We start from the raw sequence: 16,080 nt of genomic DNA on the forward strand, positions 1-16,080 counted from the left end.
GGCGGCGCGGGCTACTGTCGCTGCCCGTGACCGAACCTGTTTACGTAACCGAGACGCGGACCGCGTACGACACCGTCGCCGAGTCGTACGCCGAAATGCTGAAGGATTTCCTCGACTCGAGCACGTGGGACCGGACCATGCTCGGCGCGTTCGCGGAGCTGACCGGCGAGGGACCGGTGGGCGATCTGGGCTGCGGCCCCGGCCGGCTCACCGGGTACGTCGCTTCGCTGGGGCTGGACGTTTTCGGCGTCGACCTGTCCCCCGCGATGGTCGAGGTCGCCCGCCGGACGCATCCGCACCTGCGCTTCGAGGTCGGCTCGCTGGCCGCGCTCGACCTCGCCGACGGCTCGCTCGCCGGGGCGCTCGCGTGGTACTCGCTGATCCACACTCCGCCGGAGGAGCTTCCGGTGGTGGCCAAGGAACTCGCGCGGGTGCTGCGGCCCGGCGGCTGGCTGCTGACCGCGTTCCAGGTGGGCGACAACCATCGCCGCCGCATCGAGAACGCCTACGGGCACGACATCGCGGCCGACGCGTACCGGCTCGACCCGGACTTCGTCGCGCAGCTGCTCGCCGACGCCGGGTTCGTGGTGGACGCGCGTCTGGTGCGCGAGCCGGGACCGAGCTTCGAAGCGACTCAGCAGGCGTACTTGATGGCCCGCAAGGAGGGCTGAGGAAAGTCCACTGGGGACAGAAGTGGGCAGGGAGTTCTCCCTGCCCACTTCAACATATAGCGCACCCCGGGGCTTGCGGCAAGGCCCGGGTGGTGCTCCACAATCGTCCGCCGGAGCCACTGCCCGCGGAAAGGCCGCGGGCGGAAACGGGCTCCGGGACCGGGGACGAGAAGTTCATGACGGACGTGATCGTGGTGGGGGCCGGGCCGGCGGGCGTGATGCTGGCCGCGGAGCTGCGGCTGCACGGGGTGCGCGTGGTCGTGCTGGAAAAGGAGGCGGAGCCGCCGAAGTACGTGCGCGCGCTGGGGATGCATTCGCGCAGCATGGAGGTGCTGGATCAGCGCGGGATGCTGGAGCCGTTCCTCGCCGAGGGCTCGACGCACCCGGTCGGGGGTTTCTTCGCCGGGATCGCGCGGCCCGCGCCGGAGCGGCTCGACACCTCGCATCCGTATGTGCTGGGGCTTCCGCAACCCATCACCGACCGGCTGCTGGCCGAGCACGCGGTCAAAGCGGGCGCGGAGATCCGGCGCGGATGTGAGGTCGTCGGGCTGAGCCAGGACGACGGGGTGACCGTCTCGCTGGCCGACGGCAGCGAACTGCGGGCGCGCTACCTCGTCGGCTGCGACGGCGGGCGGAGCACGGTGCGCAAGGCGCTCGGCGTCGCGTTCCCGGGCGAGCCCGCGCGGCGCGAGATTCTGCTGGGCGAGATGGAGGCGACCGCGGATCCCGCCGAAGTCGCCGCGCGGGTGATGGAAATCCGCAAGACCCAGCTGTGGTTCGGGGTCGGGCCGCTGCGCGACGGAATGTTCCGCGTGGTCGTGCCCGCGGCCGGCGTGGTCGAGGACCGGGAAGCGCGGACGCCGACGCTGGACGAGGTCAAACACCAGCTGCGGGAGTACGCGGGGACGGACTTCGGCGTCCACTCCCCTCGCTGGCTCTCGCGGTTCGGGGACGCGACCCGGCAGGCCGAGCACTACCGCGTCGGCCGGGTGCTGCTGGCCGGCGACGCGGCGCACGTCCACCCGCCGCTGGGCGGGCAGGGGCTCAACCTCGGGATCCAGGACGCGTTCAACCTCGGCTGGAAGCTCGCCGCGGAGGTCAACGGCTGGGCTCCGGAGGGCCTGCTCGACACCTACGAGGCTGAACGGCATCCGGTCGCGGACGCCGTGCTGGACAACGTCCGCGCGCAGGGCGTGGTGATGTCGCCCGATCCGGACGGGCGCGCGATGCGGCGGCTGTTGACCGAGCTGATGGCTTTCGAGGAGGTCAACCAGCTGCTGCTGGAAAAGGTGCTGGCACTCGACATCCGCTACGACTTCGGCGACGGGCATCCGCTGCTCGGGCGGCGGATGCGAGACCTGGCGCTCAAGCGAGGACGGCTGTACGAGCTGATGCACCAGGGGCGCGGGCTGCTGCTGGACCAGAACGGGCAGCTGTCGGCGGAAGGCTGGGCGGATCGGGTCGACCATGTCGTGGACGTGAGCGAAGACCTGGATGTCCCGGCTGTGCTGCTGCGACCGGACGGGCATGTGGTCTGGACCGGCGAGGATCAGCGGGAGCTGGAGACGCGCCTGTTGCATTGGTTCGGCGCGCGGCGATGAGGACATAGCAAGGCCCGAGCGGGCTTCCCGGCTTCCCTGGGGGTGCCGGGAAACCCGCTCGGGCGGCGGTCAGGGATGCACCGGACCGCCCCAGCAGTCCTGTTTGCCCAGTCGCACGGACGTGTTGGTGTAGACGCCGTCGGCGATGGTGTCGCCCATGATCGACCGCTGGTCCGCCGGGCGCGGCCACTGGTAGCACCAGTGCTGGGCGAAATAGCCGCCCGCCGCCTGGATCGGGTCGAAGTCGCAGATGCCGTCGGTCTGGATGCAGTAGCGGATCGACCGGACGCCATTGAAGTCCGGGCGGCCCGCGCCGAACGACACGTATCCGCCGAACGGCGACGGCAGGCCGGTGCCCGGCGGGAGCGTCGCGCTGATCCCGGTCCCGGCCGGGCCGGGCGGCTGCATCGGGTCGGCGAACAGCTTCGCGCTGAACTTCGCCTTGTCGACGCCGAGCTGGTCGTCGGCGATGTCGTTGAGCACCATGTTCGCCACGATCGCGCCCTGGGAGTAGCCGACGACGGTGAACTCGGCGTTCGGGTTCTCCCGGTAGGCGTCCTGGACGACCTGGCGGCCGCGGTCGTGTCCGATCGCGACGCTCCGGTCCATCGGGGTCTGGTCGCAGTTCGGCGCGCCGGCCGCTCCTGCGGGATAGTCGACGACGCGCGCGATGCCGCCTTGCAGCCACTCCGGACGGTAGACCGACGCCTTCCCGTCGCAGGTGCCGCCGATCAGGATGTAGTAGTGCGCGCCGTCCGCGGACGCCGGCGCCGCGCTGGCGAATCCCGCGCCGAGCGTGGCGACGACAGCGCCGATCAGCGCGATCCTCCTGGCTTTCTTCACAATCGGGTCCCCTCCGCGTCGAATGGTCAGCTTGTTACTGAACGCAGTCGGAAAGCTACGGAGAACCTATGAAATCCTGCTGAAAGCAAGATCGCCCCGCATGCTGGCCGAATCGCCGAACCCGCTGGTCAGGACGCACCGGCGCCGGAGACGGGTCCACCGCATCGAGTGACCCGGGATCAGCCTCGACGGGCAGGGGGAACCTCGTGCAGAGGCGGACCGGCGACCACGGTGTTGTGGACAGTGCCTATCCCTTGCACGGTCATGCGGACGGTGTCGCCGACGCGCAATGGCGGCGGTTGCCGCTCCCCGCGCCATCCCCACAGCTCGGCGAGGCAGCCGCTGCCGCAGGTTCCGGAGCCGAGCACGTCGCCGGGCCGGACCCAGGTGCCGCGGCTGGCGTAGGCGATCAGCTCGGCGAAGGTCCAGGCCATGTTCGCGAGGGTGTCGCCGCCGATGCGGGTGTCGTTGACGAAGACTTCCATGGTGAGGTCGTAGCGGCCGCCGCTTTCGCGGTCGGCGAGTTCGTCCGGGGTGACCAGCACCGGGCCGAGGGTGGTGGCGGTGTCTTTGCCTTTGGCCGGCCCGAGTCCGACGCGCATTTCGCGGCTCTGCAGATCGCGGGCCGACCAGTCGTTGAGGATGGTGAACCCGGCGATGTGGTCTGCGGCCTCGGCGACGGACAGGTTGAAGCCCGCTGTGCCGATCACGGCCGCGACTTCGAGTTCGAAATCCAGCACTTCGCACCCGGGCGGCATCGGGACCGGTGCGCCGGAGCCGATCGTCGCGTGCGGGTTGGTGAAGTAGAAGGCGGGCGCTTCGTACCAGGCGTCCGGGACCTCGCCGTTTCCGGTGATCGCGCGGAGCGAGCCCGCCGTGTGCTGTTCGAAGGTGATGAAATCGCGGATGCTGGCGACCGGCACCGGGACGGCGATCGACGCGGTTTCGTCCCAGGCCGCCTGCTGGCTCGCCGCCGCGGCATCCCCGAGCACCTCGAAGACGTCCGCGGTCTCGGGGAACAGACTGATGCGATCGCAGTCGACGATGCCGTAGCGCTGAACATCGTCGACGAGCAAGGAACCGATTCTCATGCCGTCTCCTCGTCGAAAATCGCCACCGCGCGCGTCCAGCCCGCCGATGCCGCGTGGATCTTGACCGGGAAGCAGGCGATCTGGAATCCGGTGGCCGGGAGGCTCTCCAGGTTGTGCAGCTTCTCGAGGTGGCAGTAGCCGATCTCGCGGCCGGCTCGATGTCCCTCCCAAATGACAGAGGCATCGTGGTCGCGGGCATAGCGCTCGGCGGTGAACACGAAGGGAGTGTCCCAGCTCCAGGCGTCGGTTCCGGTCACCCGCACCCCTTGTTCGAGCAGGTGCAGGGTCGCGGCGCGGCCGACTCCGCAGCCGGAATCCACGTAGTCGTCCTGGCCGTAGCGGGCGCCGGCCCGGGTGTTGACCACCACGATGTCGAGCGGGCGCAGCCGGTGGCCGATCCGGTCGAGCTCGGCGTCGATGTCCGCCGGGGTGACGACGTGCCCGTCGGGCAGGCGCCGGAAGTCGAGTTTGACGCCCTGCTGGAAGCACCAGTGCAGCGGCACCTCGTCGATTGTCATGGCCCGGCGGCCTCCGTCCATAGTGGACGCGTAGTGGTATGGGGCGTCGAGATGGGTGCCGGTGTGGGTGGTGGCCTCGATCCGCTCGATCGCCCAGCCTTCGCCGTCGGGCAGGTCCGCGGCCGTCGCGCCCGGGAAGAAGCGGAGCAGGTCCGGGACTGACTGCTGGTGGTCGACGTAGGTGATCGAGGGACGGTGGCAGGGCGGGTCCGACGCGATCCCGCCCTGCAGCGGGACCGAAATGTCCACGAGCTGTCGCATGACGGCTCCTTATCGCGGGATGACGGGGACGAGCAGGTGGGAGGCGTGGTCGCCGCCGAGGTGGATGACCGCGCCGGTCGCCGGGCGGTGGAGACCGGGATGGTCGTGGGTCATGAAGCCGAGGTCGCTGTCCCCGGTGACCAGTTCGAGGCGCAGCCGCTCCCCCGGGGCGAGGGTGATGCTGGTGGGCCAGATCTCGACCTCCAGCAGGGTCGGTTCGCCGGGCACCAAGGGAATTTCGCGGGCGTGGGTGTGCCACGGCCGGTGCGGCAGCGACCGCTCGGGGTCGGTCTCGCGGTGCGAAGCCTTGAGCCAGCCCATGGTCATCGGGACCGGATCGCCCTGGGGGCCGACGCCCGGGATCGGCTCGCCGTCGGCGCCGATGTGTTGCACCCGCGCGAAGACGTCGAGGTCGTCCTGCTCGGCGCTGAGCCACAGCCGCAGCGCGACCGGACCGGTCAGCTCGAGCGGCTCGGACACCGGGGCGGTGTCGAAGCTGGCGGGATAGGGCACCGTCGCGGCGTCCGCGGGCGGGTCCCAGCCGAGGACTCCGTCGCCGAGGTGAAGCTCGCGCCACTGCGTCTGCGGGAGCGGGAAATCCGCGGCGTCCCGCCATTCGACCTCGCGCCCGTGCCGGATCGCCAGCCGCACCGGGGCCACGCCGTCCATCCGCTCTGGCTGGTCTTTGAGGAACCGGTCGAGGAAACGCAGCTGCAGATCCAGCGCCCAGTCGGCGTAGTAGGGATCGATATGGGTGCCGGTGTGCACCACGAGCCACTTGTCCCGCGACGCCGCGCGAGCCCAGCCTTCGATGTTGCCGCGCAGGTGCACATGGAGGGCACCCCAGTTGCCTGCCGACAGCACCGGCACCGTGACCCGGTCGAGGTTGACGATGCGCGCCTGGTGGTAGTCGTCGAGCACGGGGCGCTGCGGGAGCACCTCGCGCCAGTCGTCTCCGTCGTCGCCGTTGCGCTGCGGGGTGATCTGGCGGTTCCACCAGAACTCGACGAAGCCGTGGGCGTACAGGCCGCCCTGGTAGATGAAGTCGCGGTAGAAGTCGGTCGCGCCTTCCCAGGCCACGATCGCGGCGAGGTGCGGCGGCTGGAGCTCCGCCACCCGCCAGCCCATCATCGCGAGCCACGAGATGCCGCTGGACGCCACCTTGCCGTTCGACCACGGCTGTCCGGCCGCCCATTCGACGACGTCGTAGAAGTCCTCGGAATCGCTGGGGCTCATCAGGTCCATCCGGCCGGGCGACTTGCCGGTCCCCCGCGTGTCGGCGCGCAGCACGGCGTAGCCGCGGGCCGTCCACCACTCCGGATCCGGGGTCTCCCAGACCATGTGCTCGCTCTGCGGCACGAGGTCGTAGAGCGGATAGCGGTCCGGCCAGTGCACGTCCTTGCCGTACGGGCTGATCGACGCCAGCACCGGAAACGCGCCGTCGCCGGGGTCGTCGGGAAGGAACAGATCGGCCAGGATCGGCGAGCCGGTGCGGGCGGGGACCTCGATGTCCCGTTCGATGCGCATCTCAGTACTCCAGGGGGGCGTGAGCATTAAAGCAAGTCGGCTTGCGTCAAGGAGTATGGCGACCGGCGCGCGTTAAAGCAAGCGGACTTGTATTAGAGTGGTGCCCCGTGAGCGATGCGGACGTCCGGCGACGGCCCGGTGGACGCGCGGCCCGGGTGCGCGCCGCGGTCATCGAGGCGACCAACGAGCTCCTGCGGGACCAAGGCCTGACGGGCCTGAAAGTGTCCGAGGTGGCGCGGCTCGCGCAGGTGAACGAGACGTCGATCTTCCGGCGGTGGGGCACCCGCGAGAACCTCGTCATCGACGCCCTGCTCGCCGACGCCGCCGAACAGCTTCCGGTGCCCGACAACGGGAATGTGCGCGACGACCTGATCGTCTACGCCACCTCGCTCGCGAACTACCTGACTTCGCCCGCGGGCAATGCCCTGGACCGAACCCTGGCCTCGGCCGGCGACGACCCGATCACCCGGCAGCTGCGCGACCAGTACTGGGACGCCCGCTACGCCCAGTCCGGCCAGATCGCCGAGCGGGCGATCAAGCGCGGAGAGCTGCCCGAGGCGACCGATCCCCGCTTCGTGCTGGAGATGCTCGTCGCACCGTTGCATTTCAGGATCGTGCTCACCCGCGAGCCGCTCGAGCCGGACTTGCCCGAACGCATCGTCGACGCCCTTCTCCGCGGACTCCCCTCGGCCGCCGACGGCCCGCCGGGGTCGCGATCCTCCTGAGGCGGGCAGAGACGAATGCCTCCGCTGGACGTGGGTTCGCCCGTCTGGTGCGACTGCGTTCGCTCGTGAGCGGCGACCGCACGCTGCGCTGCGGCGACCCTGGTCGCGCGGTCACTCCTCGACGGACATTGCCCATGCGCAACGCCGTGAGCACTCCGTTTCCCCCAGCCCAAACCACCGGACGGCCGCCGCTGCCGGGACCAGCAACGCCATACCGCCAGCGCTCTCCCGAGCGCCGCGGAGACCCCGGCTGCGCGAGGGTTTCAGCGGACGCGGGGCACGAACTCCGCGAGATCCGGCAACGGCGGCACCTCCCGTGCGTACGCGTCGGCGGCCAGCACTCCCGTGGTGACCCGGGTGGCGGTGCGGCGGCCGAGTTCGTCCAGGATTTCCTGCTCGGTCCGGCCCCGCGCGAGCAGCAGCAGGAACGGGTCGGCGTCGAGCAGCCACGCGACCTGGAACGACAGCGCGGCGGCGTGCCGGCACGGGAGTTCCCAGCCGGGGCAGTCGCAGTCCGGGTCGAGGTCGCCGATGCCGGGCAGCAGCGGGACGACCTCGGCCAGCTCCGGCGGCAGATGCCGGTCGAGCAGCGCGGCGAGGTGCCCGGAGTGGTCGGCGGCGCGGTCGAGCAGCAGCTCCCAGTCCGTTGCGGACAGTTCGGCCAGGTGCACGCCGGTGCGGTACGGGCCGTCGTCGGCGTCCTCGGTGGTCGCGGTGATCAGGCCCGGGCTGACCGTGATCGGGCCGACCAGCCCGGCCGCGGCGTAGCTCCGGCCCTTCTTCAGCTGCCGCAGGTCGAGCGCGGTGTCCTCCATCGCCTGCAGCCACGCGCGGCCCCACCAGGTGCGGGCGAACGGGCCGCGGCCAGGGCGGGCGGGGAACGCGGGGAATCCGCGGACCCGGTCGGTCATCGCTGCCTCCGGAGGGTCACGAGCTCGGCCAGCTCGTCGTCGGTGAGTTCGGTGAGCGCGGCCTCGCCCGAGGTGAGCACCGCGTCGGCGAGCGCGCGTTTTTCCCGCAGCATCACCGCGATCCGGTCCTCCACCGTGCCTTCCGCGACCAGCCGGTGGACCTGCACCGGCCGCGTCTGCCCGATCCGGTACGCGCGGTCGGTCGCCTGGTCCTCGACCGCCGGGTTCCACCACCGGTCGTAGTGCACGACGTGATCGGCGCGCGTGAGGGTGAGCCCGGTGCCCGCGGCTTTGAGCGACAACAGGAACACCGGCACGGTGCCGTTCTGGAAGCCGCGCACCAGCTCCTCGCGCCGCGCGACCGGGGTGCCGCCGTGCAGCAGCTGCGCCGGAACGCCGCGCGCGGCCAGGTGCCGCTCCAGCAGCCGCGCCATCACGACGTACTGGGTGAACACCAGCACCGCGCCGTCCTCGGCGAGGATCGTGTCGAGCAGTTCGTCCAGCAGCTCGAGTTTCCCTGACCGGCCGGAGAGCGTGCTGTCGTCGGGCTCGCCGAGATACTGCGCGGGGTGGTTGCAGATCTGCTTGAGCGCGGTGAGCAGCTTGACGACCCGGCCGCGGCGGGCCATGCCGTCGCTCGCGGAGATGTCCGCCATCAGCTCGCGCACGGTGGCCTCGTACAGCGACGCCTGCTCGGCGGTGAGCGACACCGGCCGGTCGGTCTCGGTCTTGGCGGGCAGCTCGGGCGCGATGCCCGGGTCGGATTTGCGGCGGCGCAACAGGAACGGCCGCAGCAGCCGGGACAACTGCTCGGCGACCGCCGGGTCGGCACCGGATTCGACCGGCTTTCCCCAGCGGCGGCGGAAATCGGCGAGCGGGCCGAGCAGACCCGGCGTGGTCCAGTCGAGGATCGCCCACAGTTCGGTGAGGGTGTTCTCCACCGGTGTGCCGGTGAGCGCGACTTTCGCCGCGGAAGGCAGCAGCCGCAACGCTTTCGCCGTGTCGGAGCGGTGGTTCTTCACGTGCTGTGCCTCGTCGGCGACCAGCAGATCCCAGCCCACCTCGGCCAGCGGCGCGGGATCGGTGCGCAGGGTGCCGTAGGTGGTGAGGACGAAGCCGCCGTCGAGTTCGTCCAGCGACCGCGAGCTGCCATGGAACCGGCGCACCGCAACTCCGGGCGCGAACCGGCGGATCTCGGTTTCCCACGTGCCCAGCAGCGAAGCCGGGCACACGACCAGCGTCGGCCCGGTGCTCCGGTGCAGGTGCAGGGCGATGAGCGTGACGGTTTTGCCGAGCCCCATGTCGTCGGCGAGACAGCCGCCGAGCCCCAGACCGGTGACGGTGTCGAGCCAGTGCAGGCCGCGCAGCTGATAGTCGCGCAGGGTCGCGGCCAGCCCGGCCGGCTGCGGCACCGGCTCGGGATCGGCCGACAGCCGCGCGCGCAGGTCTTCCAGCCAGCCGTCGGTGCGGACGTCGACCAGCTCGCCGTCGACCTCGGTGCGGCCGGTGAGCGCGACGCCGAGTGCCTCGATCGCGGTCAACGGCTTGAGCGTGCGATCCCGGGCGCGGTCGGCGATGGTGCGGTCCAGCAGCACCCACCGGTCCCGCAGCCGGACGACCGGACGCTGCGCCTCGGCGAGCGCGTCGAGTTCCGCGACGCTCAGCTCGCTGTCGCCCAGCGCGAGCTGCCAGTCGAACTGCAGCACCCGGTCGCCGCCGAAGAACGACCGCGCGTCGGACGGCGCGTCTCCCGGCCGGACGACCGCGCGCGCGGCGAGCCCGGTCAGCTCGGCGGGCCAGTGCACCGCCAGCTCCGCGGCGTCGAGGGCACCGGCGAGCAGTTCGGCGATCTCGCGGTCTCCCAGCGCGACCGACGACGGAACCGCCGCCGACAGCAGCGGAGCCAGCGCGGGCCACACCTCGGCCCCGTGCCGCAACGCCAGCAGGACCTCGTGCCGGGCCTCCTGGCTTCCGGTGCGCCACAGCTCTTCCGCGTCGACCAGCGGCTCGGTCCCGCCGTGCACCTGGACGACGGCGCGGAACCGGCCGCCCGCCAGATCGTCGGACTCGATCCGCAGCGACACGCGCAGCGCGGGCTCCACTCCAGCGACGTCTGCGACGAACCGCATCAGCAGCGGATACGACTCCGGCAACCGCGCCGGGTCGCCAGGGATCGGCGTCGCGTGGGCGTGCGGCGGCATCGCGTCGGCAAGCCGGCGCAGCCACGCTTCCTCGGCCGGGTCGAGCGGTCCGGTCCACCCGGCCGAGGCGAGTCGCTCCGCTGCGTCGGCGGCCAGCGCCCAGAACCGCGCCGACGGATCCGTGAGCGCGCGCAGCACCGGCACCGCTTCCGCGGTCGGCAACCGCAGCGCGGGCACCGTGCGCACCCCGTCCGGCAGCACGACCTCGACCGTGCCGGGCGCCCCGGGACCGTCCGGCTCCGCGCCGTCCGGTCTCCAGAACACGATCCGGCCCGGCTCCACCACTACAGAATTCAGTGCTCCGCCCTCCCCTGGCTGGCCTGTCCGGGATAGTCTACCGGAAAACTCTGTACTGCGTACAAGGAGCGAAATGGACACCGAGGAGCCGGGCGATCCGCGGCGGACCATCGAACTGCTGTGGGGCGTGCCCGGTCCCCCGCGCCGCGGCCCGAAACCGAAGCTGTCGGTCGAGCACGTGGTGGCGGCCGGGATCCGGGTCGCGGACGCGGACGGGCTGGACGCGGTCACCATGCGCCGGATCGCCGACGAGCTGGGCGTCGCGACGATGTCGCTCTACACCTACGTGCCCGGCCGCGAGGAACTGCTGGAGCTGATGCTCGACCACGCGCACGGCGAACTCCCCGGCGAGCTGCCGGAAGGCTGGCGGGCTGGGCTCGCCGCGGTCGCCGAGGACCTCTGGCGGCTCTACCACCGGCATCCGTGGCTGCTGGAGATCCGCGTCGGCCGTCCGACGCTGGGCCCGCACACCTTCGCCAAATACGAGCGCGAACTGGCCGCGATGGACGAACTCGACCTCGACGACGTGCAGCTCGACGCGATCGTCAGCCTGCTCAACGGACTGGTGGCGGGGGCGGCGCGCGGTTCGGTGGACGCGACCCGTGCCGCGCGGCGCAGCGGGATGACCGACTTCGACTGGTGGAACCGCTCCGCGCCGGTGCTGGCCGAGATCCCGGCGGCGGATCCGGTGCACTTCCCGCGCGCGAGCCGGGTCGGCACGACCGCCGGGCAGACCTACGGCGGTTCTTCGGATCCCGAGCACCACTTCCGGTTCGGGCTCGGCCGCATCCTCGACGGGATCGGGCAGCTCGCCGGAGCCTGATCGCGCGAAATTGTCGGTGGCCCGGTTTACCGTTCGGAGGGTGTCGGCGGAACGGGTCCGCCGACCGGCACGAGAAGGGAGCGCGCGGTGACCGGGCAGCACGACGTGGTCGAAGCCGCTGTCGCGCAGGCGTTCCGCGATGAGTGGGGCTCCGTCGTGGCCACGCTCATCCGCGTCACCGGCGACTGGGACCTGGCCGAGGAATGTGCGCAGGACGCGTTCGCGCTCGCCGTGCGGACCTGGCCGCGCGACGGCGTTCCCGACCGCCCCGGAGCGTGGCTCACCACCGCCGCGCGCAACCGTGCCGTCGACCGGCTCCGGCGGGCGGCGGCGGGAGAGGGCAAACTCCGGGAAGCCGCGCGGCTGGCGGTCGCGGACGAACCGGCCACTGTCCACAGTGGAGCCAGCGGAGCCAGTGGGGTAGCGGACGACCGGCTCCGGCTCATTTTCACCTGCTGCCACCCCGCGCTCGCCTTCGAAGCGCAGGTCGCGCTCGCGCTGCGCACCCTCGTCGGGCTCAGCACCGCGGAGATCGCCCGCGCGTTCCTGGTGTCCGAATCGACGATGTCGCAGCGTCTCGTCCGGGTGAAACGCAAGATCCGCGCCGCCGGGATCCCGTACCGGGTGCCGCCCGCCCATCTGCTGCCCGAGCGCACCGCCGCGGTGCTCGGCGTGCTGTACCTGTTGTTCAACGAGGGCTACTCGGCCAGCGAGGGCGACGATCTCCAGCGCCCCGACCTCGCGGGCGAAGCCATCCGGCTGGCCCGGCTGCTGTGCACCCTGATGCCGGACGAACCCGAGGCCACCGGTCTGCTCGCGCTTCTCCTGCTGCAACACGCCCGCCGCAGCACGAGAAACCGGCCCGACGGCGAGCTGATCCCGCTCGACGAACAAGACCGAACCCGGTGGGACACCGCCGCGATCGCCGAGGGAACCGCGTTGCTCGAGGGAGCGTTGCGCCGGCGCAGTCCCGGGCCGTACCAGGTGCAGGCCGCGATCGCCGCGTGTCACGCCACCGCCGCGCGCGCCGAGGACACCGACTGGGCGCAGATCGCCGGGCTCTACCTCCAGCTGCGACGGTTCCGGCCGGGTCCGGTGGTCGAACTGAACCGCGCGGTCGCGGTCGGGATGGCCACCGGACCGGAAGCCGGGCTCGCCCTCGCCGACCAGTTGAGCGAGGAACTGGCGGACTACCACCTGCTGCCCGCCACCCGCGCGGACTTCCTCCGCCGCCTCGGCCGCACCGAAGAAGCCCAGGTCGCGTACACCGAAGCGCTCGCGTTGGCCCGCACCGGAGCCGAACGCAGCTACCTCCGGAGAAGACTTTCGGAAATTTCTTCGCCGGAGGTGTCTGTCTCGGTCTCTTCCGTTCGTCGGGAAGGCGAACCGACCCCGGAAGGACAGCCATGATCACCAAAACCCTGCGCGTGCCCGGCGCGGAACTCCACTACGACGTCGCGGGCTCCGGACCGCTGCTGCTCCTCGTGCCCGGCGGACCCGCGGACGCCACCGCGTTCACCGCGCTGCGCCCGTATCTCACCGACCGCTACACCGTCGTCACCTTCGACCCGCGCGGCATCTCGCGAAGCCGCACCACAGAACTCGACGACGACCTGGTGGGCCAGCACGCCGAGGACGTGCAGCGGCTGCTCACCGAACTCGGCGGCGGGCCGGTCTCCGTGCTGGCCAACAGCGGCGGCGCGATCACCATGCTCGAACACACCGCCCGCTACCCCGGCGCGGTGCGGACGCTCGTCGCGCACGAACCGCCGGTCAGCCGCTACCTCGGCGAACTGCTGGCCGATTTTCCGGACATCCCGGCGATCTACCGGGAGCAGGGCATCGACGCGGCCGTGGGCGCGTTCATGGCTGCGAGCGGATTCGAGATCCCGCCGCCGCCCGAGCACCCCACCGCCGAGGAAATCGAGCAGGGCAAGCAGATGCGCGGCAACTTCGAGGTGTTCTTCGGCAAGCTGATGGGCGCCATCGGAGCCTGGGAACCCGATCTCGACGCGCTCGCCGCCGCAGCCACCCGGATCGTCGTGGCGGTGGGCGACGCCGTCGGAACCCCGGCGTACGAGGCAGGCGTCGGACTGGCCCGCGCGCTCGGCAGCGAACCCGTCCGCTTCCCTGGAGACCACGGCGGATTCGCCGGCCAACCCGAGGCGTTCGCGGTCCGCCTCGCCGAAACTCTCACCGAGGAGACCTCATGCGCTACCTCCTGATGATCGCCGGGTCCGAAGCACCTACCGAGGAACAGCTCGCGATCGGCTGCGGCGGCTGGTCCGAAGACCTGGTGGAACGCGGCATCCTCGTCGGCGGCGGAGGCCTGCACCCGCCCGCGACGGCCACCACGGTGCGCGTGCGCGACGGCGACGTCCTGCTCAGCGACGGGCCGTTCGCCGAGACCAAGGACCAGATCGGCGGCTACGCCGTGCTCGAATGCGCCGACCTCGACGAGGCCGTCGAGCACGCGTCCCGACATCCCGCCGCCGCATACGGAACGATCGAGGTGCGGCCGCTCCTCGGCTGAGGCGCGCCCCCGAACCGAAAGGAACCCCATGCCCTCCATTGTGGAGAGAAACGAGCAACGCTACGTCGGCTACCGCGCGACGGTCGGATTCGACGGCATGGCCGAGGTCGCGCACCGCATCGCCGCGATCGTCGGCGAGCTCGCCGAACGCGGCCTCGAACCCGCCTGCGCGCCGTTCTTCCGCTATTTGGTGCTCGGCACGGACATGGAGACCGTCACCGTCGAAGTCGGAGTCCCCGTCAAGGACGCCGTCGATCTCGGCGACGACTACTTCAACGCCGCGCTGCCCGCCGGGAAATACGCCCAGGCCACCCACCACGGCGCGCCGAGCGGCCTCTTCGCGGCCACCGCCGACCTGCTCGCCTGGGGCGAGAAGGAGGACGTTCGCTGGGACCGCACCGTCGAGGCCGACGGCGAGCACTGGACCGCCCGGCTCGAGATCTACCGCACCAACCCGCAGGTGGAGCCGGACCCGAACAACTGGGACATCGACCTCTGCTTCCGGCTCGCGGACTGACCGCCCGGTGGCCCGGAGTCACGCGCTCCGGGTCACCAAAGCGCCCACGAGACACCCGAACCCGGCCGCGGACGCCACCGTCCGCACCGTGTTCCACCGCACCCACGGCTCCTCGAACTGCGCCCGCAGCGCGGCGAAATCGACCGAGTCCACGGCGAGCGCGTTGTTCATCGGCACGTTGATCGCACCGGTCACGATCACCATCGCCGCCAGAAGCACCGCACCCGCGATGAGCCACGGCAATCCGCCTCGCGCCCCGCTCGTGAAGTGCAGCACCACCGCCGCGACGGCGAGCAGCGGCGCGCCCAGGAACGACAGCATGAACCAGCCGTTCACGATGACGTCGTTGATCCGGCGCATCGCGGTCACGAACGTGTGGTCGTCGGCCTGGGCGAGGCCGGGCATCACCGACACCGTGTACGCGTAGAACAACCCCGCGATCAGCCCCGCCGCGACCACTGCCGCCACGAGAACCGCCTTCGAAACGATCACCATCGTCGTGCCTTCCGTTTTGTCCCCCAGTACGCCCTCAGTCAACCCAAAGATCGCGAGACGATCCATCGGTTATCCGCTCGGAACCATGCGCGATCGTCTCAGCAGGAGACTCCCATGCAGCACACCCTTCCGAACGGCGTCACGCTCGGCACCGAGCACTTCGGCGACCCGGCCGCACCGCTGGTCCTGCTCGCCGGCGGCCCCACGATGCTGTCCTGGCCGGACGCCCTCTGCGAAGCACTCGCCCGAGGCGGACGGCACGTCGTGCGCTACGACCTCCGCGACGCAGGCACCTCGACCACCGCCGATCCGAACGCCCCGGCCTACACCTTGCGCGACCTCGCCGCCGACGCCGCCGCCCTCGCCCGGGAACTCGACGACCGGCCCGCACACCTGGCCGGGGTCGGGGTCAGCGGGATGGTCGCCCAAGTCGCCGCCCTCGACCACCCGTCCGCCTTTTCCGCCCTCACGCTCTACGGAACACGCCCCGTCGCGCCCGGCCCAGTCGACCCCGATCTGCCCGACCACGACGCGAAAGTCATGCGCAAAGTCTTCGCGCTGCCGATGCCCGATTGGTCAGACCGCGCCGCCGTAGCCGAACGCGCCGCCGTAAGCGCCGAAATTCTCGGCAACGACCCCGGCGCGGCCCGAACCGTCGCTGAACGCGTCTTCGACCGCGCGGCCAGCACGGAGCCGGTGGTGCAGCTGGCGAATCACTTGGGCATGGTGTTCTCCAAACTCGACTGCACGCCGCGATGGCGCGAACGCCTGCCGGAACTCGCCGTCCCGACCGTCGTGCTGCACGGGCGCCGAGACGCGTTCTTCCCGCTCGGCAACGGGGAAGCCCTCGCCCGCGAAATCCCCAATGCGCGGCTGGTCGTCCTGGACGATGCCGCCAGCGCGATTCCGCATGCTGCCGCCGAGGAGATCGCGGCGGCGATGCTCGCTGTTTGAACGGTCGCCGGTTCCGGGGAGGTGCCAGGCGGCCCACGCTCGACCGGTGCGACGTCGGCTTCGGCGCGCGGACTCTTTCGCGAGCGAGCCAGCCTGCTTTGGGTCGTCGCTT

General features: G+C 71.2%; 16 protein-coding genes. 9 read left to right on the plus strand and 7 right to left on the minus strand.

Annotation, left to right across the window (positions count from 1 at the left end):
* Window positions 1-26: 26 nt before the first annotated feature.
* Window positions 27-671: a class I SAM-dependent DNA methyltransferase gene (locus tag ACWDNU_RS02780; RefSeq protein WP_449667479.1), complete on the plus strand. Its 645-nt coding sequence runs from the start codon at window positions 27-29 to the stop codon at window positions 669-671.
* A 176-nt stretch (window positions 672-847) separates the two neighbouring features.
* On the plus strand, window positions 848-2,272 hold the full coding sequence (gene rox, locus ACWDNU_RS02785; RefSeq protein ID WP_449667480.1) for a rifampin monooxygenase: 1,425 nt from the start codon (window positions 848-850) through the stop codon (window positions 2,270-2,272).
* Window positions 2,273-2,341: 69 nt separating this feature from the next.
* Here the strand turns inward: rox and ACWDNU_RS02790 are convergent, their stop codons facing one another.
* From ACWDNU_RS02790 to ACWDNU_RS02805, 4 genes are all read right to left on the minus strand, one after another.
* A complete protein-coding gene (locus ACWDNU_RS02790) occupies window positions 2,342-3,115 on the minus strand; it encodes a PE-PPE domain-containing protein (protein ID WP_370937036.1) in 774 nt (257 codons plus the stop codon).
* A 179-nt stretch (window positions 3,116-3,294) separates the two neighbouring features.
* On the minus strand, window positions 3,295-4,206 hold the full coding sequence (locus ACWDNU_RS02795) for a fumarylacetoacetate hydrolase family protein (protein ID WP_449667481.1): 912 nt from the start codon (window positions 4,204-4,206) through the stop codon (window positions 3,295-3,297).
* Window positions 4,203-4,985, minus strand: coding sequence for a cyclase family protein (locus tag ACWDNU_RS02800; protein ID WP_449667482.1), 783 nt, complete (start codon window positions 4,983-4,985; stop codon window positions 4,203-4,205). Before ACWDNU_RS02800 ends, ACWDNU_RS02795 begins: the two co-directional genes overlap by 4 nt.
* A 9-nt stretch (window positions 4,986-4,994) precedes the next feature.
* Entirely contained in the window at window positions 4,995-6,512 is a 1,518-nt protein-coding gene (locus ACWDNU_RS02805) for a CocE/NonD family hydrolase (RefSeq protein WP_449667483.1), read from the minus strand.
* A 107-nt stretch (window positions 6,513-6,619) separates the two neighbouring features.
* Here ACWDNU_RS02805 and ACWDNU_RS02810 point away from each other — a divergent pair, with 107 nt between their 5' ends.
* The gene (locus tag ACWDNU_RS02810; RefSeq protein WP_449667484.1) at window positions 6,620-7,237 is read left to right on the plus strand and encodes a TetR-like C-terminal domain-containing protein; all 618 of its coding nucleotides are present in this window, start codon (window positions 6,620-6,622) and stop codon (window positions 7,235-7,237) included.
* Window positions 7,238-7,500: 263 nt separating this feature from the next.
* On the opposite strand, the gene ACWDNU_RS02815 is transcribed toward ACWDNU_RS02810, so the two are convergent.
* Window positions 7,501-8,148 (minus strand): SWIM zinc finger family protein, encoded by a 648-nt coding sequence (locus tag ACWDNU_RS02815; RefSeq protein WP_370937031.1) that lies wholly within the window; start codon window positions 8,146-8,148, stop codon window positions 7,501-7,503.
* The gene (locus ACWDNU_RS02820; protein ID WP_449667485.1) at window positions 8,145-10,613 is read right to left on the minus strand and encodes an SNF2-related protein; all 2,469 of its coding nucleotides are present in this window, start codon (window positions 10,611-10,613) and stop codon (window positions 8,145-8,147) included. The genes ACWDNU_RS02815 and ACWDNU_RS02820 overlap by 4 nt, the downstream gene beginning before the upstream one ends.
* Before the next feature lie 106 nt (window positions 10,614-10,719).
* Between ACWDNU_RS02820 and ACWDNU_RS02825 the strand changes: the two genes are divergently transcribed.
* The 5 genes from ACWDNU_RS02825 (at window position 10,720) to ACWDNU_RS02845 (ending at window position 14,519) form a co-directional block, all read left to right on the plus strand.
* Window positions 10,720-11,469: a TetR/AcrR family transcriptional regulator gene (locus tag ACWDNU_RS02825; protein ID WP_449667486.1), complete on the plus strand. Its 750-nt coding sequence runs from the start codon at window positions 10,720-10,722 to the stop codon at window positions 11,467-11,469.
* A gap of 87 nt (window positions 11,470-11,556) precedes the next feature.
* A complete protein-coding gene (locus tag ACWDNU_RS02830) occupies window positions 11,557-12,879 on the plus strand; it encodes an RNA polymerase sigma factor (protein ID WP_449667487.1) in 1,323 nt (440 codons plus the stop codon).
* Window positions 12,876-13,694 carry an alpha/beta fold hydrolase gene (locus ACWDNU_RS02835; RefSeq protein ID WP_449667488.1) on the plus strand — a complete coding sequence of 273 codons (819 nt, stop codon included), beginning with the start codon at window positions 12,876-12,878 and terminating at the stop codon, window positions 13,692-13,694. Before ACWDNU_RS02830 ends, ACWDNU_RS02835 begins: the two co-directional genes overlap by 4 nt.
* Window positions 13,679-14,002, plus strand: coding sequence for a YciI family protein (locus tag ACWDNU_RS02840; protein ID WP_354741815.1), 324 nt, complete (start codon window positions 13,679-13,681; stop codon window positions 14,000-14,002). The genes ACWDNU_RS02835 and ACWDNU_RS02840 overlap by 16 nt, the downstream gene beginning before the upstream one ends.
* Before the next feature lie 28 nt (window positions 14,003-14,030).
* Window positions 14,031-14,519, plus strand: a complete 489-nt coding sequence (locus ACWDNU_RS02845; RefSeq protein WP_449667489.1) for a GyrI-like domain-containing protein — start codon at window positions 14,031-14,033, stop codon at window positions 14,517-14,519.
* Between the two features lie 18 nt (window positions 14,520-14,537).
* Here the strand turns inward: ACWDNU_RS02845 and ACWDNU_RS02850 are convergent, their stop codons facing one another.
* Entirely contained in the window at window positions 14,538-15,014 is a 477-nt protein-coding gene (locus ACWDNU_RS02850; protein WP_449667565.1) for an anthrone oxygenase family protein, read from the minus strand.
* Between the two features lie 114 nt (window positions 15,015-15,128).
* Between ACWDNU_RS02850 and ACWDNU_RS02855 the strand changes: the two genes are divergently transcribed.
* Window positions 15,129-15,968 (plus strand): alpha/beta fold hydrolase, encoded by an 840-nt coding sequence (locus ACWDNU_RS02855; RefSeq protein ID WP_449667490.1) that lies wholly within the window; start codon window positions 15,129-15,131, stop codon window positions 15,966-15,968.
* The last annotated feature ends 112 nt before the right edge of the window (window positions 15,969-16,080 follow it).

The sequence above is a fragment of the Amycolatopsis sp. NPDC003676 genome (genome assembly GCF_053587275.1).

Bases quoted from the DNA above. Each gene is read 5' to 3' on its own strand.
- rox (WP_449667480.1), top strand. From the start codon at position 848: ATGACGGACGTGATCGTGGTGGGGGCCGGGCCGGCGGGCGTGATGCTG.
- ACWDNU_RS02795 (WP_449667481.1), bottom strand. From the start codon at position 4,206: ATGAGAATCGGTTCCTTGCTCGTCGACGATGTTCAGCGCTACGGCATC.
- ACWDNU_RS02800 (WP_449667482.1), bottom strand. From the start codon at position 4,985: ATGCGACAGCTCGTGGACATTTCGGTCCCGCTGCAGGGCGGGATCGCG.
- ACWDNU_RS02805 (WP_449667483.1), bottom strand. From the start codon at position 6,512: ATGCGCATCGAACGGGACATCGAGGTCCCCGCCCGCACCGGCTCGCCG.
- ACWDNU_RS02815 (WP_370937031.1), bottom strand. From the start codon at position 8,148: ATGACCGACCGGGTCCGCGGATTCCCCGCGTTCCCCGCCCGCCCTGGC.
- ACWDNU_RS02825 (WP_449667486.1), top strand. From the start codon at position 10,720: ATGGACACCGAGGAGCCGGGCGATCCGCGGCGGACCATCGAACTGCTG.
- ACWDNU_RS02835 (WP_449667488.1), top strand. From the start codon at position 12,876: ATGATCACCAAAACCCTGCGCGTGCCCGGCGCGGAACTCCACTACGAC.
- ACWDNU_RS02840 (WP_354741815.1), top strand. From the start codon at position 13,679: ATGCGCTACCTCCTGATGATCGCCGGGTCCGAAGCACCTACCGAGGAA.
- ACWDNU_RS02845 (WP_449667489.1), top strand. From the start codon at position 14,031: ATGCCCTCCATTGTGGAGAGAAACGAGCAACGCTACGTCGGCTACCGC.
- ACWDNU_RS02850 (WP_449667565.1), bottom strand. From the start codon at position 15,014: ATGGTGATCGTTTCGAAGGCGGTTCTCGTGGCGGCAGTGGTCGCGGCG.
- ACWDNU_RS02855 (WP_449667490.1), top strand. From the start codon at position 15,129: ATGCAGCACACCCTTCCGAACGGCGTCACGCTCGGCACCGAGCACTTC.